This is a genomic window from Epilithonimonas sp. JDS (assembly GCF_021261315.1).
In the GTDB taxonomy this organism is placed as follows: domain Bacteria; phylum Bacteroidota; class Bacteroidia; order Flavobacteriales; family Weeksellaceae; genus Epilithonimonas.
In genome coordinates, this window is the sequence record NZ_JAJSAX010000002.1 from 661,701 (window position 1) to 687,814 (window position 26,114).

At 37.1% G+C, this 26,114-nt stretch carries 20 protein-coding genes and 2 CRISPR repeat arrays; of the genes, 6 read left to right on the forward strand and 14 right to left on the reverse strand.

Annotated elements, in window-relative coordinates:
• Positions 1–33: 33 nt before the first annotated feature.
• The 7 genes from LUD75_RS09730 to LUD75_RS09760 all read right to left on the reverse strand — a co-directional run bounded on the left by LUD75_RS09730 (position 34) and on the right by LUD75_RS09760 (position 7,720).
• A complete protein-coding gene (locus LUD75_RS09730; protein ID WP_232705476.1) occupies positions 34–1,176 on the reverse strand; it encodes an inorganic phosphate transporter in 1,143 nt (380 codons plus the stop codon).
• Positions 1,177–1,200: 24 nt separating this feature from the next.
• The gene (locus LUD75_RS09735) at positions 1,201–1,839 is read right to left on the reverse strand and encodes a DUF47 family protein (protein WP_232705477.1); all 639 of its coding nucleotides are present in this window, start codon (positions 1,837–1,839) and stop codon (positions 1,201–1,203) included.
• Positions 1,840–1,988: 149 nt separating this feature from the next.
• Positions 1,989–3,716 carry a DEAD/DEAH box helicase gene (locus tag LUD75_RS09740; protein ID WP_232705478.1) on the reverse strand — a complete coding sequence of 576 codons (1,728 nt, stop codon included), beginning with the start codon at positions 3,714–3,716 and terminating at the stop codon, positions 1,989–1,991.
• Positions 3,717–4,051: 335 nt separating this feature from the next.
• Positions 4,052–5,470, reverse strand: a complete 1,419-nt coding sequence (locus LUD75_RS09745) for an L-serine ammonia-lyase (protein WP_232705479.1) — start codon at positions 5,468–5,470, stop codon at positions 4,052–4,054.
• Positions 5,471–5,721: 251 nt separating this feature from the next.
• Complete coding sequence (locus tag LUD75_RS09750) at positions 5,722–6,363, reverse strand: alpha/beta hydrolase (protein ID WP_232705480.1); 642 nt, start codon at positions 6,361–6,363, stop codon at positions 5,722–5,724.
• Positions 6,364–6,432: 69 nt separating this feature from the next.
• The gene (locus LUD75_RS09755; protein ID WP_232705481.1) at positions 6,433–6,999 is read right to left on the reverse strand and encodes a YceI family protein; all 567 of its coding nucleotides are present in this window, start codon (positions 6,997–6,999) and stop codon (positions 6,433–6,435) included.
• A 136-nt stretch (positions 7,000–7,135) separates the two neighbouring features.
• Positions 7,136–7,720: a hypothetical protein gene (locus LUD75_RS09760; protein WP_232705482.1), complete on the reverse strand. Its 585-nt coding sequence runs from the start codon at positions 7,718–7,720 to the stop codon at positions 7,136–7,138.
• Positions 7,721–7,939: 219 nt separating this feature from the next.
• On the opposite strand from LUD75_RS09760, the gene LUD75_RS09765 reads away from it, so the two are divergent.
• From LUD75_RS09765 to LUD75_RS09780, 4 genes are all read left to right on the forward strand, one after another.
• On the forward strand, positions 7,940–9,307 hold the full coding sequence (locus LUD75_RS09765; RefSeq protein ID WP_232705483.1) for a DUF1800 domain-containing protein: 1,368 nt from the start codon (positions 7,940–7,942) through the stop codon (positions 9,305–9,307).
• 12 nt (positions 9,308–9,319) lie between these two features.
• Positions 9,320–10,516, forward strand: a complete 1,197-nt coding sequence (locus LUD75_RS09770) for a DUF1501 domain-containing protein (protein WP_232705484.1) — start codon at positions 9,320–9,322, stop codon at positions 10,514–10,516.
• 134 nt (positions 10,517–10,650) lie between these two features.
• Positions 10,651–11,073: an organic hydroperoxide resistance protein gene (locus tag LUD75_RS09775; RefSeq protein WP_262908186.1), complete on the forward strand. Its 423-nt coding sequence runs from the start codon at positions 10,651–10,653 to the stop codon at positions 11,071–11,073.
• 102 nt (positions 11,074–11,175) lie between these two features.
• A complete protein-coding gene (locus tag LUD75_RS09780) occupies positions 11,176–11,604 on the forward strand; it encodes a MarR family transcriptional regulator (RefSeq protein WP_232705485.1) in 429 nt (142 codons plus the stop codon).
• A 57-nt stretch (positions 11,605–11,661) separates the two neighbouring features.
• Here the strand turns inward: LUD75_RS09780 and LUD75_RS09785 are convergent, their stop codons facing one another.
• Positions 11,662–12,684, reverse strand: a complete 1,023-nt coding sequence (locus LUD75_RS09785; protein WP_232705486.1) for a beta-ketoacyl-ACP synthase III — start codon at positions 12,682–12,684, stop codon at positions 11,662–11,664.
• A 522-nt stretch (positions 12,685–13,206) separates the two neighbouring features.
• Between LUD75_RS09785 and LUD75_RS09790 the strand changes: the two genes are divergently transcribed.
• On the forward strand, positions 13,207–14,109 hold the full coding sequence (locus LUD75_RS09790) for a CorA family divalent cation transporter (protein ID WP_232705487.1): 903 nt from the start codon (positions 13,207–13,209) through the stop codon (positions 14,107–14,109).
• A 5-nt stretch (positions 14,110–14,114) separates the two neighbouring features.
• Positions 14,115–15,038 (forward strand): endonuclease/exonuclease/phosphatase family protein, encoded by a 924-nt coding sequence (locus tag LUD75_RS09795; protein ID WP_232705488.1) that lies wholly within the window; start codon positions 14,115–14,117, stop codon positions 15,036–15,038.
• A gap of 74 nt (positions 15,039–15,112) precedes the next feature.
• Positions 15,113–15,545: a CRISPR direct-repeat array (repeat unit 48 nt; unit sequence AGTTGTGAATTGCTTTCATTTTTAAGTATCTTTGAGATACAACACAAC).
• 800 nt (positions 15,546–16,345) lie between these two features.
• Positions 16,346–18,009: a CRISPR direct-repeat array (repeat unit 47 nt; unit sequence GTTGTGAATTGCTTTCATTTTTAAGTATCTTTGAGATACAACACAAC).
• A 57-nt stretch (positions 18,010–18,066) separates the two neighbouring features.
• Here the strand turns inward: LUD75_RS09795 and cas2 are convergent.
• The 6 genes from cas2 to LUD75_RS09825 form a co-directional block, all read right to left on the reverse strand.
• Positions 18,067–18,405: a CRISPR-associated endonuclease Cas2 gene (gene cas2, locus LUD75_RS09800; protein ID WP_232705642.1), complete on the reverse strand. Its 339-nt coding sequence runs from the start codon at positions 18,403–18,405 to the stop codon at positions 18,067–18,069.
• A gap of 51 nt (positions 18,406–18,456) precedes the next feature.
• Complete coding sequence (cas1, locus tag LUD75_RS09805; protein WP_232705489.1) at positions 18,457–19,350, reverse strand: type II CRISPR-associated endonuclease Cas1; 894 nt, start codon at positions 19,348–19,350, stop codon at positions 18,457–18,459.
• 12 nt (positions 19,351–19,362) lie between these two features.
• Positions 19,363–23,547 carry a type II CRISPR RNA-guided endonuclease Cas9 gene (cas9, locus tag LUD75_RS09810; RefSeq protein ID WP_232705643.1) on the reverse strand — a complete coding sequence of 1,395 codons (4,185 nt, stop codon included), beginning with the start codon at positions 23,545–23,547 and terminating at the stop codon, positions 19,363–19,365.
• Positions 23,548–23,861: 314 nt separating this feature from the next.
• Positions 23,862–24,503, reverse strand: coding sequence for a DUF6266 family protein (locus tag LUD75_RS09815; RefSeq protein WP_232705490.1), 642 nt, complete (start codon positions 24,501–24,503; stop codon positions 23,862–23,864).
• 564 nt (positions 24,504–25,067) lie between these two features.
• A complete protein-coding gene (locus LUD75_RS09820; RefSeq protein ID WP_232705491.1) occupies positions 25,068–25,385 on the reverse strand; it encodes a GIY-YIG nuclease family protein in 318 nt (105 codons plus the stop codon).
• A 373-nt stretch (positions 25,386–25,758) separates the two neighbouring features.
• Positions 25,759–26,028: a helix-turn-helix domain-containing protein gene (locus LUD75_RS09825; RefSeq protein WP_232705492.1), complete on the reverse strand. Its 270-nt coding sequence runs from the start codon at positions 26,026–26,028 to the stop codon at positions 25,759–25,761.
• Between the last annotated feature and the right edge of the window lie 86 nt (positions 26,029–26,114).

Below are 26,114 nucleotides of genomic sequence, written 5' to 3' on the forward strand. Positions count from 1 at the left end.
GAGAAGCTGTATGTTATGAATTTAATTTTAATATTAAAAAATTAAGACTACAAGAAGATAAGTAATTCCTGCAACGATGGCGCTGATCGGAATCGTAAGAATCCAGGCCCAAAGTAAACTAACTGTAATTCCCCATCTTACAGCCGAAACTCTCTTAGTCAATCCAACGCCGATGATTGCTCCTGTAACAGTGTGCGTCGTAGAAACAGGGATTCTCAATTGTTCTGTGATGAAAAGCGTGATAGCACCTGCTGTTTCTGCCGCTACTCCTTCCAATGGCGTTACTTTCGTAATTCTGGTTCCCATCGTCTTAATAATCTTCCACCCACCACTCATCGTACCCAAAGCGATTGCTAAGAATGACACAACCGGAACCCAAAGGTAATGCTCTGCAAAAAAGTTGAACCTTTCTGCTTCCGGAATATTTAAGTACAACGGATCTTTCATCATATTCACGTGGAAATAGATCATCGCTGCTCCAATGATTCCCATTACTTTCTGAGCATCATTGGTCCCGTGTCCAAGACTAAATAATGCTGAAGAAACCAACTGCAGTTTTTTGAAAACACGTTCCGCTTTGTGTGGATTGGCTCTTTTGCAGATATTAACAATAATCAATGTGATTAAAATTGAAATCGCCATACCGATAAGCGGCGCCATAAAGATGAATAGGAAAATCGGAATCACCACTTTGTACTTCACCACATTCTGCGTAAAAAGCTGCACAAATGCCTGATAGGCTTTTTCGAAGAAAGAATATTCAGGATGTGTGATGGCGATTAAATGATAGTCAGAAATCAAAGCGTGCATCAGTGCTGCTCCGATGAATCCACCGATCAAAGTATGCGATGATGAGGACGGAATCCCGAACCACCAGGTTAATAAATTCCACGCAATCGCTGCGATAAGTCCTGCAAAAATAACCTCCAGCGTGATGAAGTTTTCATCCACCGTTTTGGCAATCGTGTTACCAATTTTGAATTCGCCTACAACGTAAGCGGCTATGAAAAACGCAGCAAAGTTCCAGAATGCTGCCCAAAGAACAGCTTGAAAAGGCGTCAGTACTTTTGTAGAAACAATGGTTGCAATCGAGTTTGCTGCATCGTGAAAACCATTGATATAATCAAATATTAACGCAAGCGCGATAATGATAATTAGTAGAATTGGAAATTCCATTCGTTTATTTTTAGATACTGCTTTTTATGCGTATTTGATAACTATGCTTTCCATTGTGTTGGCAACATCTTCTGCTTTGTCCGTTACGATCTCAAGATAGTCCAGAATCGATTTTTGTTTGATGATCAAAAGTGCATCATTGGTTTCGAACAACTTCACGATTGCCTGGCTCAAGACATCATCAGCAATATTCTCGTAAGAATTGATTTTGATACAAGATTCTCTTACCTCGTCCGGATTTTTGAAATCTTTCAGGTTTTCCAAAGCTTTCTTGATCTCGATACAACATTTGTGAATCAATAATGAAAACTCCGTGTAAACTTTGTTCTCAGGACTTTTGTAAAGATAAATATATTTTGCAGAAGCGTAGATGTAATCTGCAATATCATCCAAACCAGACGCAAGATAGTTGATATCTTCCCTGTCAAACGGTGTGATGAAGTTTTCGCCCAATTGTACGAAGATCTCGTGTGTAAGATCATCCAATTTGTGTTCGTAATCACTCATTTGATTCAACAACGTTTCGTCATTGATATCAAACTCCAGAAGACCATCGTGAAATGTTTTTGACATCTCTACTAAGTTATCTGCTACACGAAGAAACAGATCAAAAAAGATTTTATCTTTCGGCTGAAATGCTCTGAAAATATTACCTATTCCCATTATTTTGCTTTAATTTCTGCAAATATGAAACAAAAAAACCTTAACGAAAAACTTTTATATTAATTTTTCATTAAGATTAAAACACACAAAAACCTGCTGATTAGCAGGTTTTTACGTAAAATATTTTATTTTATTTTCGGGTTTTGTTCTTATTGGGCAACTTCTGCTCTCATTTCTTTTCCCCGAAACTTCATACTAGTTAATCCATCCATCACTTCATTCTTGTATGACTTTTCAATTTCAAAGAAACTGAATTTGTCCAAGATTTCGATTTCACCGATATCGGCTCTTTTTTTGGATTTGGAAGTCGCTTTGTTGATGATCTCCAGCATATCAACTTTCTTCAATTGGTCTCTTTTTCCAAGGTTGAAGAAGAATCTTACCATATCTTCGTTGTTGCGTCTAGGCTTACGGTCTCTGCCTCCATCTCTGGATCCACCGCGATCACGATCGCCGCCTCTGTCTCGGAAAGAACCTCCATCTCTGGATCCTCTGCTATCTCTGTCTCTTCCGTCTCTGTCTCTTCTTCCTGGCTTATCGTCTCTGCTGTTACCGAATTTCTGATCTGCAAGATCATTGCTATTCTGATAGTAAAGCGCCATTTCCTTCAATTGGAATTGCAATAATTGGCTAACCAACTGCTCTTTTGTAAAAGCTGAAAGATCTGGAATTAAGCTTTCGTCAAAATCAATAACGTCAACATGTTCTGTCAATAATTTTTCGAAAACACCGCCAACCTGAGCTTTGATAATTTCTTTTCCGGTAGGGATTTTTTTCTCAACGATTTCGATCTTGGTTTCAGCCTTGATCTGCTTCATTTTTCTGCTTTCCTCTGGTTTTGCCAAAGTCATCGAGATTCCGTTTTTACCTGCACGTCCTGTTCTTCCACTTCTGTGAACGAAAACTTCTGGATCATCTGGTAAAGAGAAATGGATCACGTGCGTCAAAGAATCAACATCCAATCCTCTGGCTGCAACATCTGTCGCTACCAAGATATCGATGTTTTTCAGTCTGAATTTTTTCATCACTGTATCTCTTTGAGCCTGAGAAAGATCACCATGAAGTGCATCTGCCGCGTAACCATTCTGCATCAAGAAGTCTGCAACCTCCTGAGTTTCCATTCTTGTTCTACAGAAAATAATGGAATATTGGTTTGGATTTGCGTCAATCAGTCTCTTAAGAGCTTCTTTCTTCTGTCTGTAACCAACTACATAAAATTCGTGCGTGATGTTTTTCTTCACTTCATTGACAGATCCGATAGTAATTCTATGAGGATTTGTCAAATAATTTTTAGAAATACGTTCCACTTCTTTGCTCATTGTAGCAGAGAAAAGGAAAGTTTGTTTTGTATCCGGCGTTTCTCTTAGTATGGTTTCCAAATCATCTTTGAAACCCATAGAAAGCATTTCGTCAGCTTCGTCTAACACTACCCATTGAGCTTCAGAAAAGTCCAATGCTTTTCTGTTGATCATGTCGATCACACGTCCCGGAGTTCCCACGATGATCTGTGGTTTGTCTCTAAGAGATTTGATCTGATCCATAATACTGCTACCACCATAGACTGCAGTAGTCTTGATGTCTCTAAGGTATTTAGTGTAATTCTTGATGTCTTTGGTAATCTGGAGGCAAAGTTCTCTAGTAGGGCAAAGCACCAATAATTGGATTTTACGACTCTTGTCGTCTATCATATCCAAAATCGGAAGCGAAAACGCTGCTGTTTTACCTGTTCCTGTTGCCGCAAGTGCGATAAGATCGCGAGTATCTGTAGAGATAAAAGGAATAGTCTGTTTTTGGATTTCTGTCGGCTCTACGAAGCCGAGGTCGCCAATCGCCTGAAGAACTTCAGCGCTAAGATTGGATTCCGTAAATAAATTCATTTAAAAAGATCGTCTAATAATTGGTGCAAAGGTACACTTTTTATTTTTGATAACAAAACGACTTCTTTTTTAACAATTCCTTATTACGGAAAATTAATATTGAGATTGCAGAATATCAGGTCAAAATGATTGTGATCTGAAACCCAAATTTTTACTAATAAATATTTTAAATCGACTGTCAGTCTGAGGCTCTCGAAGACCATAAAAATTCAAAATCCACGGGATTTTTCAATATAAAGTAAGCAAACATTATCTTTCAAAATAGGAAAGCTTCGCTTGAGTTTTTATATGTCTTCGAGAGCCTCAGACTGACAATTTTAATCACTCCTTATCAATTAACATTCCGCCACATTCACCGCCACAGCCAAACCGCCTTCGGAAGTTTCTTTATATTTAGAATTCATATCCAAGGCCGTCTCCCACATTGACTTGATAACACTGTCCAAAGAGACTTTCGCTTTCGAAGGATCGCCATCTAACGCCAAAGATGCTGCTGTGATTGCCTTCATCGCACCCATAGAATTTCGTTCGATACAAGGGATTTGAACAAGTCCGCCTATCGGGTCGCAAGTCAAACCAAGGTGATGTTCCATAGCGATTTCTGCGGCCATCAAAACTTGAGCTGGAGTTCCACCGGAAATCTCAGTAAGTCCTGCTGCAGCCATTGCCGACGAAACGCCGACTTCTGCCTGACAACCGCCCATTGCTGCAGAAATAGTTGCATTTTTTTTGAATAAAGTTCCTATCTCACCTGCAACCAATAAGAATCTAATAATATCTTCCTCAGAATTAAATTCGGTGAAAACCTGCGAATACATCAAAACTGCAGGAATCACACCACTTGCGCCGTTTGTAGGTGCCGTGATAATCCTTCCGAACGAGGCATTTTCTTCGTTAACAGCAAGTGCAAAACAAGAAACCCATTTGGTGACAGAACTAAAAGTTTTCTGGTCACTTTTCACCATTTCGAACCACTCGTTTTTGTTTTTGTAAATCTGGGTTCCTAGGAGTTTTTCATTCATTTCAGAAGCTCTTCTGGTAACATTTAAACCGCCTGGCAAAATTCCTTTTTTGTTGATGCTTTTGTAAACGCAATCTTTGATATTTTCCCAAATTTCCAATGCTTTCTGGCGCGTTTCTTCGTGCGTTCTCCAAGATTCTTCGTTTTGAAAAACCAGATCGGAAATTTTATTAAGGTTGAGTTTTTCTATATATTTCAGAATGTCGCTGCCGTGATGGCAAGGATAAAGCGTGCGGACACAACGGTCCTCCATCGAATTATCTTCCTTGGTTGCGACAAATCCGCCTCCAACGGAATAATAATCCTGACTGAAAACTTCGCCATTTTCGAAAACCACTTTGAAAATCATTCCGTTTGGATGAAAATCGAGAGATTTTTCTTTGTTAAGTATTAAATGATGACCATAAATAAATGGCAACCAAATCTCTCCACCAAGATTGATTTTTTGTTCTGATTTTATTTTATCAATTTTTTCGTCAATCTTATTAGTGTCGATGGTTCTGAAATTTTCTCCGCTTAGGCCGAGCATTCCGGCAATATCGGTTCCGTGACCAACGCCGGTTTTTGCCAATGAACCAAAAAATTCTACAAAAACTTCTTTTACATCCTGTAAAGAATGAGTTCGTTTGACCAAATCCAGGAACATTTTTGCTGCGTTCCAAGGTCCCATTGTGTGGGAAGATGAAGGTCCGATTCCGATTTTTATAATATCAAAAACACTGATAGATTCCATTAAGCCAAATTGATTGCGGTAAAAGTAATTGATTTTTGAAGTCTATGCAATCTTTAAAATTAATCTAAGTTTAAAATTGTACTGGTGACAATTTTTTGAACGCAAAGTTTTGAAGGTTTTATTGATGGAAAAAATTGGATTCAATGACAAATCTTCAATTTTGCGAAGCGCGCCCCGACCTGAGTAGATCCTGATGTAAAATCGGGAGGGAAAGGAGGGCGGACAAAGGCGCCCAAAATAATGTCTTAAATTTACACAAAAATGGTTTTCAAAATCTCGGAAACTTCTTTTGGTTTTGTGGCCGGGAAAAGGTGTGTTGCATTTTTGATGACAAAATCCGGTTGGGAATTTTTGATGGGGAAAACAATATCTTTGTCCGCCAAAATCTGAATGACATCGGGAATTTTATCGAATTTCCAATGCGCCACTTTGTCCATAGACCATTTGAGGTAATAAGGATCTTTAACCCGGAAATACTGATTTAATCTCGGATTTTTCGGGTCGAATAATTTTCTGAAAAATGAATAAAACAGAGTCGTGTTGCCATTGAAAACCCTCGTCGGAATGTATTTGATAGCGTTGGTTTTTTGACCAGCTTTTATTAGTCTTGACTTTTCTGCATCACAACGAATGCTTCCCAGAATGACGATTTTTTTCGCTGGTTTCAGCTTGTGAATTTCCTGTACGATGATTCCGCCGAAAGAATAACCTAACAAATAAAATTCCTCGGAATCATCGATGGATTCTGACATTCTCAAAATATATTCGTAGAAATCTTCGTTGAGATTCGGAATCAGCCAGGGAATGTGAACCACTTCAATATTTTGATTGAAAGTGAGTTTTTCCAGGACTTTTTCGTCTGCGCCAAGACCGCTGATCGTGTAAAGTTTCATTATTCAAATTTAATAACAAAAAAAGAGCAGAAAAAATCTGCCCTTCAAAATTATCTATTTTGGGTAAAATTATTTTACGCTGATTTTCACTTTCATATCAACTTCGTCTTTTACCATTACATCTTGCATTGTAGATTTGTAAGCGACGTCAAATTTCTGTCTGTCGAAAGAGAATTTGTCAGACTCCAAAGTCACAACACCGTTTGCAGAAGTGATTTTTGCAGGGAAAGAAACTGGCGCCGTTTTACCTTTTACAGTCAGGTTTCCGTTTACCACAAAGTTGTAATCTTTGTTTGTGTTTTTCTTTACAGAAGTGATTTTGTAAGTCGCTGTTGGGAATTTTTCAACTTCGAAGAAATCACCGTTTTTCAAGTGACCGTTCAGTTTTCCTTGGTATTCGCCAGATAAATCTGTAGAAGTCAAACTTGTCATATCCAATACGAAAGTTCCACCAACAACTGCTCCATTTTTAAGAACAAGGTTTCCGGATTTTACGTTTACAGTTCCATCGTGAGAAGATGCTTCTGTTTTAGCGATTTTATAACCCCACCAGTGTACGTCTGAGCTTGTCAATTTTTTTGTCTGTCCGAAAGCTAGTCCGCTAACCAATACTGCAAGTAATGCTACTTTTTTCATTATTTTTTTAATTATTTAATGATGCAAATCTACTTAGAATCATTCAAAATAAATATTGATGTATGATAAGTTTTTAAAAAATAAAGCCCTCATCCGAAAATGAGGGCTTTTGATTGTTTCATAGTTTATTAAATCCTTAGTTTCCTAAAGGAATGTTGTAACTGAATCCAACGCCGATAGCTCCGGCATTATATTTCTGATCGCCAATTTGTCCTTTGTCTCCTGTAAATGTCTTGTTGTACTGAGCAAAGAAGTTCCAGTCTCGGTTGTGGTAACCAATTTCGGGTTTGATATAGAAACCACCGTCCGGTCTTGCAACATCTGCATTTTCCGCAACTCTGTCGTCTCCAACAATGAAACCATAACCTAAGTCAGCTCCGAAGTAGAAGCCCATTTCTTGCGGGTAGATTCTGAAAAGTGCTGCTACTGGAATTACACCAAAGTCATTATTTTTCAAGTCTACATTCACACCATTGTGTGTTACATTTCTATCTTTTCCAAAATAATTGTTGTAACCGGTTGCGATACCAAGTCCGAAACCTGGTGTAATTAAATTCTGGTAAGACAAATCTACTCCAAGATTTGCAGCGGTGTTACCACCTGTAGAAACACCTCCGTTGAGACCTATTTTTAACATATTAGTCATATTTGCACTTTGTGCAGACAATAATCCTCCTGTCAAAATTCCAGCTCCCAGTATTAATTGTTTTAAAGACTTCATATTTTTAAATTTTAAATTTTACAAAGGTCTTACTTGTAAATACCGTGCCAAAACATATTAATTGTTTTACAAATCTAACTTTGGAAAAATCAATCATCTAATTTTCAATTCGTTAAAATCATAATTAAATATTAAAAATCATTCATCAACAGGTGTTTTTCATAATTTTTGCTTTAACTAAAGTCTCATTATCAAGTCCAACAAATAAATCAAGTTGCTATGAATAATTTTCTGAAGAATAAACATTTGGCTTCCAGAGCGGGTTTTGGCGTTCATCACAATGATATTGAGAAACTGAAGAGCAGCAATCAAAAGAAACTTTATGAGCAACTGAAGTCAACGTCCAACTATAAACCGATTGAAATTGAAGCTTACAAGATTTCGTATCAACAGTATCAGGAAATGTCCAAAGCAACGGATAAGAAACAAGTCAATCTATATAATAAAAACCACAATGCAGCCATAGGAAAGGCTTGGCAGGATTTGATGATCAACAGTCCGAATCAGCTTCAGGAAAAAATGGCGCTTTTCTGGCACGGCCATTTTGCCACGAGGATTCAGCAATCTCTTTTTAATGTTGATATCATTAATATTTTCAGGAAGAATGCCCTGGGAAGTTTTCGGGATTTGGTCTTCGAAGTTTCAAAATCGCCTGCAATGCTGAATTTCCTTAATAACCAACAGAACGAAAAAGCCAAAGCCAACGAGAACTTTGCCCGGGAATTGATGGAACTTTTCACGCTTGGAAGAGGAAATCTTTACACGGAGCAAGATATCAAAGAATCTGCAAGAGCTTTCACAGGCTGGAGTTATGATGAGAATGGACAATTCCGGGAAAACCTAAAACAGCACGATTCTGGAGAAAAGGAATTTCTTGGAAAACGAGGAAACTTTACAGGAACCGATATCATTAATATGATTCTTGAAAAACAGGAATGCGCGGAATTCATCACCAGAAAAATTTATAAATACTTGGTCAATGAAACGCCGGACGAGAAATTAATAAAATCCTTGAGCCAGAAATTCTATGAATCGGATTATCATATTTTGACTTTAATGGATGAAATTTTCCTTTCCAATTGGTTTTATTCCGAGAGTAATATTGGCGCAAGAGTCAAATCCCCAATTGATTTAATTGTCGGAATCCGCAGAATAATGCCGATGGACACGAAGGATGGAAACACGATTTACAACTTCGAAAGACTCCTCGGACAACAGCTTTTGCAACCACCAAACGTCGCAGGTTGGCCTTCCGGAACCGAATGGATTGACAGCTCTACCCTATTATTAAGAATGAAAATTCCATCCGTAATGGCTGGCTACAAAACACTAGACGTAGAACCAAAACCGAATGACGACGTGAATATGGGAAGAGGCGAAAATAAAGTGGTCGTAAACAAAAACCAGAATAAAATCAGCATCCATTGGGAAAGCATCAATCATATTTTGGATGAAGACCTGTTCAATTTGCTCCTACCAAATCCCACTGAGAAACTTAGAAATATGATTAATGATTTCAATACGGATAAGAGCAAACAGCATATGATGATTAGTATAATGTCGACGCCGGAATATCAACTTTGTTAAAAATAAGCCGTTATGATTATCAATAGAAAAACCTTTATCCGAACCAGCAGTCTTGCAGCCGCCTCGTTTCTTTTCCCGAATTTCCTGAGTGCACTGACACTTCCGGAAGCCATTGAAATGAACGGAAAAACGCTCATCATTCTTCAACTTTCTGGTGGTAATGATGGACTGAACACGATTATTCCTGTCAAAAATGATATCTATTACGGTTCAAGAAATCAAATCTCTATCAAGGAAGATGCAGCACTTTTGCTGACGGATGAAGCGGCCATCAATCCAAGTCTGAAATATTTCAAAAACCTCTACGATAATGGCGAATTGGCGGTGATGAGCAATGTTGGTTATCCGGAACCGAACAAATCGCATTTCCGAAGTATGGACATCTGGCAATCTGCAAGTGGCAGTAACGAATTTATTAATTCTGGTTGGCTTGGACGATATCTGGATGAGGCTTGCCACGACTGCACCAATCCGACGCAGGCGATTGAAGTTGATGACCTTCTAAGTCTGGCAATGAAAGGCGAAAACAAAAAAGCAATCGCTCTGAAAGACCCGAAAAAACTTTTCGATAACAGTCAGGAGTCGCTTTATAAAAAACTGGCGGTGGACAATCACGACCACGACCACGATTTGGCAAGTTACCTTTACAATACGCTCGGAAATACGGTCAACAATTCAGAATATATATTCAAAGAAAGCAAAGCGAAACAAACGGACAAAGTTTATCCTGCGACACAAATCGGAAAGGACTTCAAAACAATTGCGTCATTGATTAAATCAGATATTAATACGCAAGTCTATTACCTTTCTGTTGGCAGTTTTGATACGCATACGAATCAGAATCAAAGGCAAAATCAGTTGTTTAAAACCATTGATGAAGCGGTGGAAGTTTTTGTGAAAGATATGAAGGAGAACGGGAAATTCAATGATGTGATGATTATGACCTTCTCAGAATTCGGGCGACGCGTGGCGCAAAATGCAAGTAACGGTACCGACCACGGAACGGCCAACCAAATGTTCTTCATCAGCGGCGGGCTCAAGAAAAAAGGACTTTTGAATCCACTTCCAGACTTAACCAAACTTAATGACGGTGATTTGATTTATACCGAAGATTTCCGAAAAGTTTACGCCACAGTTCTGAAAAGATGGCTGAATACCAATGACCAGAAAATCCTTGGAAAGAATAATGGTTACTACGATTTTATTTAATATTTAAATTTAAAAAGCATCTTTATAGTTTACATCAATCATAGATGTTGATGTAAACTTTATCTTATATTGTGCACAATATAATTTTACACCATACATTTGTCCCATCAAATAATAATTAAATCATCAACAAAATGAAAACATTGTACAGCATTGGCGCTACAGCCACAGGAGGAAGAAACGGAAACGTGAAAAGTGAAAACGGAATTCTTGACCTAGAGGTTAGAATGCCAAAAGGATTAGGCGGCGCAAACGACGATTTTGCCAACCCAGAAATGCTTTTCGCAGCAGGATATTCAGCTTGTTTTGACAGCGCATTGAACTTGGTCATTAAACAAAGCAAAATAGAAACCGGCGAAACTACGGTTACAGCAAAAGTTGGAATCGGACAAATTGAGAACGGCGGATTTGGTTTGGAGGCAGAATTGCATGCTAATATACCAGGAGTATCAATTGAGCAAGCTCAGGAGCTGATCGAAAAAGCACATCAAATCTGTCCTTACTCTAATGCGACAAGAGGAAATATGGAAGTGAAACTGACCGTAAGCAACGACTAAATTTTGCTTACTCCAACTCTTTCCCCGGCTCCGATAAAGATGACCAAGTAATAAATTCCGTCATCAGTGATTATTGCTAAAGTATTAACTAAAAAGCCCAATATGGAAGATCTACTAAAACTCGACAAGCAACTTTGCTTTTCTGTTTACGTGCTGCACCGAGAGATTATGCAGTGCTATCGGCCAATCCTGAAAGATATTGGGCTCACCTATCCGCAATACATTGCAATGATGACGCTTTGGGAAAAGGACGATTTGACCGTCAATCAAGTTGGAGAAATTTTGCAATTGGACAATGGAACTTTGACACCATTATTAAAACGTTTGGAATCCAAAGACTATCTGACCCGCAAACGAAGCAAAGAAGACGAGCGTGTGGTGAAAATCCACCTTACAGAAAAAGGCAGAAAGCTGAAGGAAAAAGCCACTTGCATCCCAATCGAATTGGCAAAAGCAATGAATTTGAGTATGGAAGAAATGACGCAACTGAAAGCTTTATCCGATAAAGTCGTCAAACAAATCAATGAATAACAAAAAGCGCTATTTGAAAATCCGAATAGCGCTTTTTTTATTTTTGATAGAACTGAATTAATATTCAAAAAGGACACTTCCCCAAGTGAATCCACTTCCGAAAGCCGACATACAAACCAAATCGCCGCGTTTCATTCTGCCTTCCTGAATCGCTTCACTCAATGCAATTGGAATAGATGCAGCCGTTGTATTTCCATATTTTTGAATATTCACAAAGACTTTTTCGTCTGGCAAATGCAACAATTGCTGAACGTATTGTGCAATTCTGATATTCGCCTGGTGTGGAATCAGTAAATCCAAATCCTCAATTTTCTTACCTGCTTTTTCCAAAGCTTCCAAAATAGTTTCCGGAAATCTTGTCACAGCGTGTTTGAAAACAAAGTTTCCGTTCATAACTGGATAAATATCTTCTGAAGTTACAGAGTCTGGATTCGTCAATAAAGTATCGCTCCAGCCCAATTTGGTCCCGGGGAATTTCACGGCCAGTTCTTCTGCATATTTCCCTTCGGAGTGCATATTGACAGACAAGATTCCTTTTGCGTTAGCATCTTCACTGGCTGATAAAACCACTGCGCCAGCGCCATCTCCGAAGATGACAGAAACACCACGGCCAGCATCAGAAAAATCCAGTCCGAAAGAATGAATCTCTGCACCGACTACCAAAACATTCTTGTACAATCCAGATTTGATGAAAGCATCTGCAACGCTCATCGCATAGACGAAACCTGAACATTGATTTCTAACATCCAATGCGCCTATCGTTCCACAACCCAACAACTCCTGCAAAAGCACACCTGAACCTGGAAAATAATAATCCGGAGAAAGCGTTGCAAATACAATATAATCGATGTTCTGAGCGGTGAGGTTGGCGTTTTTCAGAGCGATTTCTGATGCTTTGAAACCGTAGAAAGAAGTCGTCTCTTCGGAATCGACGCGGTTCTTGCGGTGTCTTCTTTCTTTGATGCCTGTTCTCTCGGTGATCCACTCATCGTTGGTGGTCATCAGTTTGGAAAGGTCATCGTTGGTCACGATATTTTCAGGAACGTAATGGCCTACGCCTGAGATTACACTTTTGATCATTTTGTCATTTTAAAAGTACCTGCAAAAATAATTATTTTATTTGTTACATAGGTTTTTTTATTGGAAGTTAGAATTGAGACGTTAGATATCACACTGATTCACAAGCAAATAAATAACACATAATGGATAGTTCTTTTGTCTTGACACAAAAGAACCAAAAAGTCAAGACGGGAAACTCAGCTAAAATTTTAAATAAATTCCTAAAAAATCCAAACTTGCTGCCAACGCATTTCCAGCATCAGCTTCAAACAGTGGATTTTTCTTAACGTAATTTCTTTAAAATTTCTTAACGCTTCCGTTTCCTATGTCGAAGCAGGTGAAAGCTTCAATGGATGACAAATGTTGATTGTTGCGAAGCGCAGCCCGGCTTGAACGGAAATCCTTTTTTGCTTTGACTTAATGTTCTACTTAAACCGAAATGGTCTGCAAAAAAGATTGGGAGTGGAAGACGGATATAGCTGCCCAAATAAATTCAATAATCAATTTTCATCAACTAATTGTAATTTTATTTAGTTTTGCGGTATGCCTATAGAACAGAAATACAAATCAAAGCACTGGGAATGGATCGATGTGACTGCGCCGATGGAGGAAGACCTGCAGTTTTTGCATCAGCGGTATCACATCAATTATTTGCTTTTGGAGGACACCATAGACCCAAACCACCTTCCGAAATACGAAGAAGTAGGCGATGTGAAGTTCTTTCTGACCCGCGAATCTACAGATCTGGAGAAGCGCACGCTGAACACCATCAGTGACATCAGCAGCAAACTGGGCATTTTTCTGCTGCCAAACCTCATCATTACCACGCACAGAACGAAGAGTAAAAGCATCAATGAATTGTGTTCCGAGCTGGATAAGGAGGATATTGATACTGTGAAACGTGATGAATTGGCGTTGCGACTGGCATTGAAAATCATGAAGAGTTTTGATGACGAAAGCAGCAACCTTCTGGAAATACTGGATGCGATGGAAAACGAAATCTTCCTGAAGAATACCAACGATTCTGTTCAGATCCGAAGGCTTTACAAAGTGAAACGCAAATCGGGTCTCAACACCAGAATCCTGAATATGTCCGGCGACTGGATCTCCAAGTTCAAAACGCTTGACTTGGAGGATGTGCAGGTGATGGATCTTCTTGACAAACAGAAAGATGTAACAGCAGACTACGACCATCTGAATGCGCAGACTACCAACCTCATCTCGATGTTTTTGGCAATGTCTGACCAGAAAGCCAATCAGGTGATGAAGCTTCTGGCGATCTATTCGGTTTACTTTTTACCGATCACATTTATTGCCGGAATCTACGGGATGAACTTCGACAATATGCCGGAACTGCATCACAAGAATGGTTATTTCTTTACTTTAGGTTTAATGTTTGTAATTGTGACTTTCACATTCATATATATGCGCAGAAAGCGTTGGTAGGCTCTATGAATTCGGAATTGATGATGTTTTATAACGTCGAGAATCTCTTTCCGCCGGATGACAAATATGGTGAAATAAAAAGCTCAGGATTCCGCAACTGGGACGAGTACAAGTACCATCTTAAAATCCGAAAAATCAGCAATGTCTTCCGTTTTCTTGAGCAAGATTTTGGGCAATTGCCATCAATCATCGGTTTGGCTGAGATTGGTGCGAGATCGGTTTTGGAAGATTTGGTTAATGAAAATTCGCCTATTCAACCTTACGAAATCATATATAAACAATCGCAAGATTCCAGAGGATTGAGTGTTGCTTTGTTGTTTGATAAGGATAAATATACCTTGATTCGGTTTGATGCTTTGAAGTTTCAGATGGATGAAGATGTAGAATTTGATACCAGAGATATTCTGCACGCCGAACTCTTATTTGAGGATAAAAAAATTCACGTTTTTGTCTGTCATCTGCCGTCCAAAAGAGAAAAAGATATTAAGAAAGCACAACGGAACTATATTCTGGAAAAGCTACACGAAACCATCAGGGATTTAGCAGGCAAGGGAGAGCCAATCATTTTAATGGGCGACTTCAACGAGAATCCAGATGCGGCGGAATTACAGAAGTTTCTTTTTGATCACAGTGGCAATAAGATGCTGAGCAACCCTTTTGAAGCTTTGTATCTCAACAATCAATTTTCCACGTACCACGGTAAGAAGGGCGTTGGGTTTGATCAGATTTTATACACTGAGAATCTGCTTCTGGAACAATTACATTTCACAGCCATCACAGCAGAAATCTATAACGCTCCACAATTGAGAAATAAGGAACTTAAAAACAACCACTATCCGCAGAGGACTTATTCCGGGTCAAGATATATGGGTGGGTGGAGTGATCACTTTCCGGTGGTGGTGAAGTTAAGAAAACATGATAACTCTTGATTATAAAATACTTTTATTTTTAATTACCTTTCGCTACAATATAATATTTGAATTGTTTCATTTTCAGGTAGGAAAGTTGTGAATTGCTTTCATTTTTAAGTATCTTTGAGATACAACACAACAATTATCCATAGGTTATAAAGTAATCAAAAGTTGTGAATTGCTTTCATTTTTAAGTATCTTTGAGATACAACACAACAATTATCCATAGGTTATAAAGTAATCAAAAGTTGTGAATTGCTTTCATTTTTAAGTATCTTTGAGATACAACACAACGGAACGTCTACCGTTGCTCCTTGTGCATTCGTTGTGAATTGCTTTCATTTTTAAGTATCTTTGAGATACAACACAACTTCCTTCTTTGGCTATTTTGCGAGCAATCAGTTGTGAATTGCTTTCATTTTTAAGTATCTTTGAGATACAACACAACTTGGAATTTCATTGTGATGCAGCGGCTTCAGTTGTGAATTGCTTTCATTTTTAAGTATCTTTGAGATACAACACAACTTTTTACTTTGATTATATAAAGTCCTTAAAGTTGTGAATTGCTTTCATTTTTAAGTATCTTTGAGATACAACACAACATAATCAGAATGAGGGAGGCAATGGCATCAGTTGTGAATTGCTTTCATTTTTAAGTATCTTTGAGATACAACACAACAACTTGTGTTTTCTTCCGTTTGAAATATCCGTTGTGAATTGCTTTCATTTTTAAGTATCTTTGAGATACAACACAACTTTTTATTATCAGTCGAAACACAACCACTAGTTGTGAATTGCTTTCATTTTTAAGTATCTTTGAGATACAACACAACCAGACGCCCAATATTGTTCGTTTGCAGGGTGTTGTGAATTGCTTTCATTTTTAAGTATCTTTGAGATACAACACAACAAATCAGTACCTTTTAAAATCGGCCTGTTTGTTGTGAATTGCTTTCATTTTTAAGTATCTTTGAGATACAACACAACTTTTATTCAAGACAATAAGTATAACCGTGTGTTGTGAATTGCTTTCATTTTTAAGTATCTTTGAGATACAACACAACTGACCACTTTCTTTCTTCAACTATCCAGTCGTTGTGAATTGCTTTCATTTTTAAGTATCTTTGAGATACAACACAACCACTACTTATAGAGCAAAGATAAAAACCTTGTTGTGAATTGCTTTCATTTTTAAGTATCTTTGAGATACAACACAACCTTGTTGCGTAAAACCAATTAAATAAGTGTGTTGTGAATTGCTTTCATTTTTAAGTATCTTTGAGATACAACACAACCATTACAAATTTTTATTCATAACAATAATTGTTGTGAATTGCTTTCATTTTTAAGTATCTTTGAGATACAACACAACCCTCGTCAAATTTCAGGAATTTCTTCTTTAGTTGTGAATTGCTTTCATTTTTAAGTATCTTTGAGATACAACACAACCCCGCTCGTTTCGGAGTGCAAGTCTGGAGTGTTGTGAATTGCTTTCATTTTTAAGTATCTTTGAGATACAACACAACGCAATACTACATGCTACTCACAAACATAGTGTTGTGAATTGCTTTCATTTTTAAGTATCTTTGAGATACAACACAACTATTCTAATGCCGTTACCTTTATTGAATCCGTTGTGAATTGCTTTCATTTTTAAGTATCTTTGAGATACAACACAACTAAACTAATGTATTGCCTAACGCATCGTCAGTTGTGAATTGCTTTCATTTTTAAGTATCTTTGAGATACAACACAACTTCTTCTACGATGATGAATACAATTTAGGTGTTGTGAATTGCTTTCATTTTTAAGTATCTTTGAGATACAACACAACTTCAAAACCGTCTACCATTTCCGTCTACGGGTTGTGAATTGCTTTCATTTTTAAGTATCTTTGAGATACAACACAACCTCCGGAGATTATAAAATCACAACGGAATAGTTGTGAATTGCTTTCATTTTTAAGTATCTTTGAGATACAACACAACGAAGTCATCAAAGATAAGCAAGCGCCAAAGGTTGTGAATTGCTTTCATTTTTAAGTATCTTTGAGATACAACACAACCCTTTTACATTAACAATAATCTCGTAGATTGTTGTGAATTGCTTTCATTTTTAAGTATCTTTGAGATACAACACAACCGGCAAACCCTGGCGTGCCTTTCGTATGGGGTTGTGAATTGCTTTCATTTTTAAGTATCTTTGAGATACAACACAACTGTTATCGGTGAACCAACTACAGTTGAATTGTTGTGAATTGCTTTCATTTTTAAGTATCTTTGAGATACAACACAACTAGGTTCGTTTTGTGATGAAAGTTCATCTTGTTGTGAATTGCTTTCATTTTTAAGTATCTTTGAGATACAACACAACTCGTTGTTTAATAGTATATCATACCATCCGGTTGTGAATTGCTTTCATTTTTAAGTATCTTTGAGATACAACACAACCCGAAAGTATCTTTAGTATCGATTTCGATAGTTGTGAATTGCTTTCATTTTTAAGTATCTTTGAGATACAACACAACTGAGTTAACGGATATGATAAATAGTAATAAGTTGTGAATTGCTTTCATTTTTAAGTATCTTTGAGATACAACACAACGAAATTGGATTGAGGAATCCAAACCATTTAGTTGTGAATTGCTTTCATTTTTAAGTATCTTTGAGATACAACACAACGACAAACAGCGTATTATCGACGCTGAGACCGTTGTGAATTGCTTTCATTTTTAAGTATCTTTGAGATACAACACAACGAAGCCTTACAGGAGGCGGTGAGCAAACCCGTTGTGAATTGCTTTCATTTTTAAGTATCTTTGAGATACAACACAACGAAATCAAGAAAGACCCTATTTCAGCGATGGTTGTGAATTGCTTTCATTTTTAAGTATCTTTGAGATACAACACAACTTTCTGATTACGCAAAATACGCCTATGGTGGTTGTGAATTGCTTTCATTTTTAAGTATCTTTGAGATACAACACAACCTCAAAAAATAATCTACTGATTTTCAGTAGATTATTTTTGATTTTAGGATTCAGAATTTAGAATAATTCAAGTTGTTGGAAGGTCGGTGGCGGTTCTTCTTTATTCCTTGCAAAGAAAATCTCAATATCACCAAATTGCTTATCAGTAATGCACATTATCGCCACTTTGCCAGCTTTTGGCAACATAAATTTCACTCTTTTGATATGTACCTCAGCATTTTCCCGACTAGGGCAATGACGCATATACATCGAAAACTGAAATAGTGCAAAACCATCGTCCATCAAAGCTTTACGAAAGCGATTGGCGTCTTTCATATTGGCTTTGGTCTCTGTCGGCAAGTCATACAATACTAAGACCCACATAATTCGATAAGCGTTAAACCTTTCGGCATTCATCATTTAAAATTCAAGATTCTCAATTCCAAATTTTGAATATAGAATTCGGAATTATGTAAACTCAGGATAAGAAATCAATCGTTTTTCTCCTGTGTAGCATTTGTAAAGCGAAGTAGCAGTTGTTTTTACTGCCACCAACAATGGTCTTGTTTTACCGTCTATCAGCACATCTTTGGTTGCGATTTGCAGGATGTGTGATTTGAATTCTTTTGTCAGTTCCTCAATATTCGGATTCTTTGTCAACCAATCCATTACCAACAAATCTACAAATGGTCGATAAGGTTCCATCAAATCATCGGCGAGACAATAGGGATTGTATTTGTTTTTATGAAAAATCCCCAGCACCGGAAGCAAACCTGTTTCTACAATCGACCTTGCTACGATGCTTCTGAGAACAGCATATCCAAAGTTGAAGAACTGATTCGGTGAATCGCCGAAACGCTGTCTGAGAAAATCCAAACTGATGAGATACTTCCAGTAATGCTGAGCCGCAATCCCTTCCATATTGGTAACATCGCCGCTTTTTACATTGCTTTGATAATCCAGCATTGGTTCAAAATAATTCCCTAACCTTCTCAGTACCTCTTTTTGATTTTCAATTTTACATTCGATGGTTTGTTTCCAGATTTGTTTTTTGAGAGGTTCGCTGGCTTCCAATTGGTCTTTCACCCGGTCAGAATGTTCGGTGTGTCCATAAAGCGGAAGCATAATTCCGTGAGGTAAATGATGAGAATCGCAACTGACCACGACGACATTATTCCCCATCATTTTTTGAATCAGCTGATGGGAAATCGTAATCTGAAAATGGTCCAACATCAACAACCCCAAATCTTCCACCGGAACTTTACCTTTCATCTCATTGGAGGAAGGTTCCATAATGTACATTTGCTCGTCTTTGAGCTTGAGGTAGGCAGGATTGCCGATGTAGATGGAGCGGGTTATCATAGCTACTTAGTTTTAATATTCTCCAATGTGAACTATTTTACCTAAGTGGTTTAGTCTTACTTTCAGAATATCTCTAATTCCATTTAAGCCTTCTCTTTTCCAAGTAATACCCTTCAATAGTAAATTATCCTCAACAGTAGTTTCTAAATGATGTCTGAAAAAATAATCTTTAATTGTAAACTTCTGCACCCTAAACATATTCTTAGAAATCAAACTCAAGTTCTTTTCATCTAACAAATCAATTTCCTTTGGATTAAAATCGTCTGAAGGAAAAAGAAACATTTCATTTTGTTTCATAGTAAAAAGAAACTTCCATCCTAAACCTTGATTATAATCTCTATCAATAATCGAAAGTCCTTGATTCACTCTTTCAACTGCTTCATAAAAACTTACAACCCGCTCTTGCAAATTACCCGCTTCATCTTCGTAAATAGCTACGTGATGATTGTTTCCAGTACTTACAAAATCCACAGGTATTTTTTTACCATTTTCATCTAGAATTTCTTTTCCAAGATGGTCTTTTTTGTAATGCAAAGTTTCTGCATTATTGATTCCCGTTATCGTTACTGTTTTAATGGCAATTCCTTTTGATGCATTCAACCAAATCGGATTCTTTTCTAAATCAGAAAAAGCTTCTTTGGCATTTCCATTAAATGCATCCAAACGTGCTTTTAAATTTTCCTTTACACCTTTATCAATAATTTTATCAAGATTTTTGTAATCTTTAAAGTTTTCCGGATTTACTGCTTTTCTTATGGTGTAACCGACCTCATACCAAGCCAGGATTACACTTTCAGGAACTTGGTCTGTTTTTTCTTTATCCAGATAAATTGGACTTTTAGCTAAAACATTTTTGCCTGTAAATGCTTTTTTAGCATCTCCACTAGATTCTTTCAATCTTTCCAATAAAGCATTTCTGAATTTTTCATTCTGAACTTTATAAACGGTCTCCAAGTCGAATTTTCCTGATACTTTTTCTTCTTTAGTTTTAAGGAATTTTGCACTGCCATAGATGGTTTCTTTGTGAAGTTGCCCTCGTGGTGTTAATACAACTTTTGAAACTAATCCACCATTTGTTTTGGTTTTATTAATGTTCTTGGTAACAACTTTATTTTTAGCTTTATGAGAAATTAACACTTCCTCTAAATGCTTTTTTGCATCAATTCTGAAGTTATGAATTGGCTCTATAAACCTTCTCTGTTTTGAACCATTTTTCTTTTCAAATACTTTAGTAATAAGATTTTCAATGTTTGAAATTACCTTATGCTGTTTGTGATTCTCGTCTTTTCTTGCATTCAGATAATTCAAATACTGAATATGATTATGTGTAGTAAAAGCCACGGTGAGAGCGTCCATAGCGTGATGACGATGGTCATTTCTTTTGGTCCAGTCGATGATTCTTTGCTTCTCTTCTCCTTTAGAATTAATAACCGTTTCCGCTAAACCTAATTTTCTGTATTTTTCCAAATTAAGTTCCTTCATTGTATTCACAAGATTCCAATCTTCACGGAGCTTATCGGTAATCCTTCCTGTCGTAGGAACTACAGAATTTGTAATTCCAAAAAGAATTTCTTTTGCCTTTTTAGCGATATACTGTGTATTTCGCAAATCCCTTTCTATAAACCCATCTCCTATTTCAATTCCTTTTTTCTGAAGTTTTTCATATTTAGCCTTTGTAATTCCTCCCTTGTCATAGAGTTCTTTGATGAGATTGAGGAATTTATCTAATCTTTCCTTTCCTTCAATTTCCAAATAATCAAAAGCTGTAAAATTTCCTTTTTTCAGATTTGCACCTCTCGGAACTAAAACTTTATTAGAAAAACTATCATCAAAGAATCTTGATTGCGGAATAATATGGTCGATATCATATTTATCCGTAAAAAGCTCATCTCTCTTGATTTGTACATCAGTGTATAAATCTTTAAACAGATTTTTTTCCAATTCCAAATACAATTTATATCGAATAAGGTCATTTCTGGAAGGGAATTTTATTCCAAATTCTCTTTGTAAGACTTCTGCATATTTCTGATGCTGTATTGTCGCTTTACTAATTTCAGAAGTCATATTGGCGCGCTCCTCAGCATTATTTTTCAGTTCTCTTGCAAGCTCAATTCTTATTTCGTCTGGTCTTCCGTATTCTTTAGATACTTCATTGACTAAATTTATCATTTGATTCAGAATTTTTTCGACCACAGGGTTTCTTAGAGAATTTTTAGGAAGAATTTCTAATTGCTCTTTCAAAACTCTATTCACGAGTTGTTCTTTAGTCAATGAATTTTTTGAATGATTATATCCTGCTAGATGACTAGCATCACTATATTTATGTTCTTTAACGTATGGATATATCCTTCGCATCGCCTTAGAACTCAAGCTTCCATAATCTTGAGGAAAACCAATTTCCGCCAATACCTTTGAATGTTCTTTTTTAAAGCCAAATTTTTTCTCTAAAAGCTCATATAGTTTTTCGTTTCCAGAAGGAGAATCATCACCTTCGTAAGAATACAACAGATGCCAAAGCTGATAGGAACTTTGCTTCTCAAAATCAGTTCCATCCAATTCTGGATTGAACTCTAATATGGATGTATTAATTCCTAACTCAGATAGTTTTTCTTTGACAAATAGTTTTATGATTTCAGCAGAAGAGTGAATTTTAGATACTTTAATTTCATCCTCAATAGTCAGTTTAAACTCTTTCGGATACTCTATTCCTTCGTTGGCAATAATTTTCAGAAAAGCAGTGTATAGATTCTCATTCGTATTGTTACCTTCAATATCTTTGAAATTATTTTTCCATTCTTTACCGGAATAACCCATAATATCTAAAACTTCCTTTGCAGAAAGTCTTCCTTTGATATTAACTTCATCAAAAATTGATTGTTTAAACTCCAAATCAACTGGAAAAACCTCTTTGGATTCTAAGTTTTGAAACTGCAAATTATTCAGAACCTGCCAAATTTTAAACTCCTGAAATAATGGAGAAGACTTTGGAGCAACCTTCAGTCCTACAATTTTCTTTTTAATTTTTCCGTTCTCTGTAATCTCAATTTCCCTGTTCTCAAACTCACAAATACTGATTAAACCTTTCTGAGATTTAAGTTTTCTTTGATAGAAAATAACAACATCCCGAACTTCATCTTTTAATTCTTTGGTTAACTCTTTATGATATTTTGCTTGAGTTTCCCATATTTTTTCAAATTCATCCAAATAATCCTGTCTATAAAAGACCTGATTTTTAAGTTTTGTATGTGGATTTACTTTAAGTTGTTGATGAAGATATTGGCCAACAGTTTGATTATTGAAATACAATTCTTTACTTCTATCGCTGATTGCACCAAGATAACCACTGGAATTATTAAGATTACTATTAATTTCCTGAAGTACAATCGCCAGGCTCTCAAAATTTAATTGCTTTTTTACAGCCTTACTTCTCCAAAGATATCTTTCTACCTTTTTCTCCTGCATCGTCCCAACTTGTTTGATGCCAACGAGGGAAAGTGGTTCTTTTAAAATTGCCCAAGTCGCATTTTTATTTTTACCTTGGAGTTCTTTATAAAGGTTATCAGTTAGTGTTTCTGAATAATACTGCTTTTGAAAATTCCAAACTTTGTCAAATTCTGCTTGTAAATCTGAACGGTAAAAATCTGGTAACTGCTTCTTCCCCTCTAGTAAAAGTTGGTAAGAATATTCTCCCGGAGTCAGATTCTCTTCATATAGTTTTTTAGCAACAGCCATTCCGTCGATGATTTGTCCTTCATCTTCGTTCTTCGCTTTTCTACTGCTTTTATAGCCTCTTTTTTTATTGATTAAAAGTAAAACTTTTACAATATCTGAAAGTTCAATTTTCTCTTTCGCCGATTTCGCTCTTAATTCCTGAGTTTGAAATGTCGAATTCTTGCCTACTTCTCCAAGGAAATCTCCTTCTTTAAGAACATTTCCTTTCTTTAAAACATCAATAAGATTACTTCTCCTTAACTTGAATCTTTGAAGATTTCGTCTTGCACTTCTTGCTAAAGTTCTACTCGCATTGGTAGTAATAGGTTTTCCTTTTTCAAAATTAATCTGCTCATCCACAGTTAGAGGATTTACACGAACACCCAATTTGATAATTTTATTATTAGCAGAATTTTTATCATCTTCTTGAACATACGCCCATCCAATAGATGAAACTCCCAAGTCCAATCCAAGTATATTTTTTATCATAACTATCTAGTTTATTTGAAATTCCTAAAATTAAATAGAAATTAATTTATATAAATACGGAAAACCGTAAATTGGTTAAATAATTAATTTTTACATTTGTATCCGAAAGCAATTCACAATAAGGATTATTCCGTTGTGAAAACATTTAGCACCTCGCCTATCTGCGGGGTATTTTTATTTTATAAATGTTTCGTGAATTCTTTTAAAATAATAGATACTAATGATCATAACATTCAAGGCGGGACAATTTGCTTTTTTTATTTTTAAAATAAGACCACAAAAAATCCACTCTCTCAAGTGGATTCTTCATTCTAAAGCACCGTGTGCTCGCCCAGATAAAAACTGTTGCTCGCAAAGGTCTGCTTCTCTGTGTTGAGAAAAGCCCAGACTTCGATGGTCTTCCCGATGCAGAAGTTCGGGAGCGTGACACTGGCCATCAGGTCGGAGCGCATCACAATCCCTTCAAAGATCTGAAAATCGTTGAGTTCTTTGCAATAACTTACTAGACTCACCTGGTCCGATGGCGACGCATTGCCCTGCACACTGTTGTCTTCCCATTCCAAATCTAAAACACCGCCTACTTGCGTACTTAGCACCGCATTTTGGAAACCCGTGAGTTCGCCTTTGGTGATGAGAACCTTGTTGTACATCAGCTCCGGAATGCCGGCCACCACCTGCATTGCTTCATTGATGGTGTAAGATGTAGCAAGATTCACTCTCGATTTCACTCCACTGCCCGACCCGAAGTACTGGGAAAGGATGGTCTTGAGCGGTTGCAAGAAAGCAACTGCCAGTTTGAACTTGGCCTGTTGTAGAAGTTGTTTCTCAGATGGCTCTTTCTGAGACTCCTTTGGGAGACTTCGGATGATGTCTTTGCCACGCCAGTTAGCGCCTACTACTGTTCCCACTTTACCCGAGAACCCACCCAGGATTCCTTTTTTAATTGTTGCCATAATCATTTGTTTTTATTGATTAATGACACGAAGTTAGGACACAAAATCACAGGTTGTACACCCCTGACGGGATTTGACCGACTGTGACTTGATTTGACAGGAAATGACCGACTTGTCTCATACTTCTTCGGGTCATCCAGCACTTTTCTTCGGGTCTCGTTCGGAAAAAAGATGTTTTTTCCGAACAAGACCCGAAGGAGTATCGAAGATGATGCGAAGGAAGTTTAGGTGACTTCGGCTACGCTCAGTCACCAAAACTTTTACATTTAGTCACTAGAACGTCTATGCTCTGTCACGAAAATTTCTACGCTCAGTCACCAAAACTGTTACACTCAGTTAGCACAACTACGATGCTTAGTAACAATAATGGCCGCAATAAATTGTAGGAACTATCAACTATTCAATGATGATGGCAGACAAATTATTATAATAATTGAACGTAGCATTTCTTGTGATTGAGCATCCTTTTTTCTGCCGTTGAGTATCGTTATACCGGTGGTTGAGCGTCCTTATCCCGGTGGTTGAGCGTAGCCGAAACCACACCCAATTTAACTTCAATCACACCTAGTCTCCGGAGTTTTTGAATAACTTCCAGTGACTATCATTCATACATTCAGCAGCTTTTTTCAATTCTTCGTCTTGACCATTGATGAGTGCTTCTTTCTTTTTTCTGTTCCAGCCCTGAACTTGTTTTTCTCTATAAAAAGCAATGTCGATTCTCTCATATTCTTCAAAATAAATCAACTGTACAGGAAGTCTCTTTTTGGTATGATTGGCACCTTCTCTTTTTTGGTGCTGTATAAGTCTTAATTCCAGGTTATTGGTACTCCCCGTATAATAGCTGTCATCCGAACAGCGAAGAATATACATCCATCCTTTCATAATATTTTTATTAGTTTGAATTGTTATTAGCAATCGCAATTTGGGCTATGGCTACGTACAGCTACCACAGCAGTAAATTTTCTATAAGTCCACTCAGGGTCCAAAGTTTCTGCCATCCACTAGTTCACCGGTGGTTGAGCCCCAATTTTCCGTTGACTGAGTACTATTTTTCTTGTGGTTGAGCACCATTTTCTCGGTGGTTGAACACTATTTTTCCGATGAATGAGCACAATTTTTCCGATGGTTGAGCAATATTTTTCTGATGATTGAGCACCATTTTTCCGGTGGTTGAGCGTCCTTATAGCGGTGGTTGAGCGTAGCCGAAACCACACCCACTATAACTTCGGCTACGCCCAGTCTCCGTAAGATGTTATCACTTCTTCTTTCTCAGCACAGAAGAAATGTCGTAATAAATCTTGCGTTTCTTGATAATGTAGTCTATCTCGCCTTCTTTCCGCCATCGGTAGAGGGTACTGTCGCTTATTTTGAGTTCAATTTTTGTGTCAGCAGCATCTCTATAGTCGGTCTCTTGAGGATGGACTGGTATTGGCAAACGTTCTTTTAGCAGATCGGTCAATTCTTTGAAGCAATTAGCAATGTAAAGCAATAAATCCTCTAGTGTGAAATTGTTATTCTTTTTCATAATTTGTGGTTTTTGATGGCATTAAATTAATAAAAAAAAAGACACAACAATATCCTTAAGTCACAAAATTTCAACACTTTAAAGAC